Genomic DNA, 2483 nt, shown 5'->3' on the forward strand with positions numbered 1-2483 from the left:
CCATATACAGGACGACGCATAGCAGATAAGGAGGATTGAGGATCATAAGGAGTACCCCAAGAGATATTGAATACTAGGTCAAAATTACCAGCTTTCATATTATCACGGTAAGATTGTTCCTCTTCACCTTTAATGTTTAGCTTAATACCGATTTTCTTATATTCTGCTTGTAAGAACTCAGCAATATTCTTTTCTGTTACGCTGTCTGCATTGTATAGCAAGGAGAATTCTAATGGTTTACCATCTTTTGTGTAGATACCATCAGCACCAAGTACATAGCCGGCAGCGCTCAATGTAGATTTTGCTTTTTCTTCACTGAACTCATAAGGTTTCAATCCTACATCAGCGTAAGGAACAGATGTGGCGAACAATGTATCCGCAGCAGGTTCTAAACCATAGAAGATACCTTCAGAGATTTTTTTCTTATCTGTAGCATATTGTAGTGCATAACGAACCGCTTTATCGTTCAAGCCAGGCTTAGTTGTATTAATAACGATTTGACGTGTAGATGTCGGTTTAGAAAGATCTGTTTTGAAACCTTTCATCTCTTTAAAGTTGCGAATTGCATCAGCATCTACCATGTTTTTACCGAAGATTAAATCAATTTCACCTTTTTCAAGCGCTAAGATACGAGTTTGGTTATCAGGGATAACTTTTACTACAATCTTCTTAATTTTTGGTTTTTCACCCCAGTAGTTTTCATTCACTTCAAATACAGCGTATTTATCAGTTACTACTTCTGTTAATTTATATGGACCGGAACCAACATAGGAAGTTACACCGTCTTTAGTAGTACCATTCTTCATAGATTTTGGAGAAATCATCGCGAACGGACGAGTTACACCTAATTCAGTCAACAATGGATAGTATGGTTTAGACAAATGAATAACAAAGGTATTAGCATCTGTTGCTTCATAACCTGTAATTAGTTCAAGAGACTCTAACCAAGTGTGACGGGACTTGTTGTCCATGATAGCATCAAAGTTCGCTTTAATAGCATTTGCATCAAGTACTTCCCCATCAGAGAATTTCATACCTTTACGAATATGGAATGTATATGTTAAACCATCTTCACTAATATCCCACTTCTCAGCAAGACCTGGACCATAACCAGTATCAGTAATTTGTACTAATGTATCGTACAACAATTCTTGTGCGTACATTTCACCTGCGTACAAGTGAGGATTCAAGTCACGAATATCACGGAAATTAACAAATGTAAGTTGATCAGGGTTCTTAACTTCTGTTGTAGAATTACCACACCCTAGTACACCAAATAAGCCCATAGTTAATGCGGCTACGCCTATCAGACGTTTAACTTTCATTTCGTTCTCCTTTCAAACTGAGAATGAGATACATATACATAATAATATTTGCCTTTAGATTATATTATATTGATATTGAAAGTCAAATTCGCTAAAAGCATAGGTAATGAGTTTTTAGTATTTATACATAATAATGTAACTATATTATATGATATATCCATCATATGTGGATGTATTCATATGATTGTATGCTATGCTACAAATATATTTTATAATCTTATACGGAGTTAAAAACCTTATACTATTTAATATTAATATTGTTTTTGTATTCTATAGAAATTTTATTTCATAAAATATTACACTAATTCTAAAAGATTGAATATAGTTTTTGTTAATTTGTATACAATTTATGAAAATGCAATTCATAGAATTTATAATTGAAAATATTTATTAGTAATATACAGAAATAAGAAATAAAAAGCCCTATAAGCAGGAAGATCTAGCTTATAGAGCTCGTTATTTACATATATTTGAATTTACTCAACTAGTATACTGCTCGATACCATAGGTGCTACGCACCACGATATCGTATGGAGCAAGTTAATATTACATCATTTAAAGTAAGTCAACTGATTTACGGTTCGGTAACATTGGCACGTTGTGCCGCGTTACCGTTTTATAAGATTGCCTCCTACCACTAGTCGCGGCTTCCTATCACACTCGCCCATGGCAGCATATGATATGTTATTATAATGTAGGTTATATACCATTAGGGCTTCGTCGAACCTGATGCAATGGACGTATGCGTCCAATAAATCTAATTGCTTTTCGGTGGCCCTACTTGCTTCCTCACTGTCGATTTCCCTGCGCTGCTAAGCAGCTTGGTAAATCTTACGTTCGGAAGAAGGTGATGTGTGGGCCTCATGCGTCGTTGCACTCCTCTGCGGCCTCACACCCTACCCTTCCCAGCTCCGTCTTACACGGACACGTACATAGATATAACCTCTACAACCTTGGCTGGAAACGGCTCTAGCAGGGTTATCTTAATCAGCGAGTTTTCATGTACGCTTCTTCGCTCCAGGATACTGGGTGTTCGTCGCTGTGGATGGCCTTATGTAGCTTCGCTCCATGTCCATCTTACGCTCCGAACTAAGCGATGCAGTGAATCTGTCGTCGCTTCGCTTCTCCATCTTCTACTGCCCTGCTTACCAGGTACCC

1 protein-coding gene is annotated in these 2483 nt (G+C 37.1%); it reads right to left on the reverse strand.

Annotated elements, in window-relative coordinates; genetic code table 11:
- The coding region (nikA, locus tag Q0F90_RS08805) for a nickel ABC transporter substrate-binding protein (RefSeq protein ID WP_296004846.1) at positions 1–1325 on the reverse strand (1325 nt) is incomplete at its 3' end.
- Positions 1326–2483 lie beyond the last annotated feature (1158 nt).

The organism is uncultured Veillonella sp., from assembly GCF_934190855.1.
Lineage (GTDB): Bacteria > Bacillota > Negativicutes > Veillonellales > Veillonellaceae > Veillonella.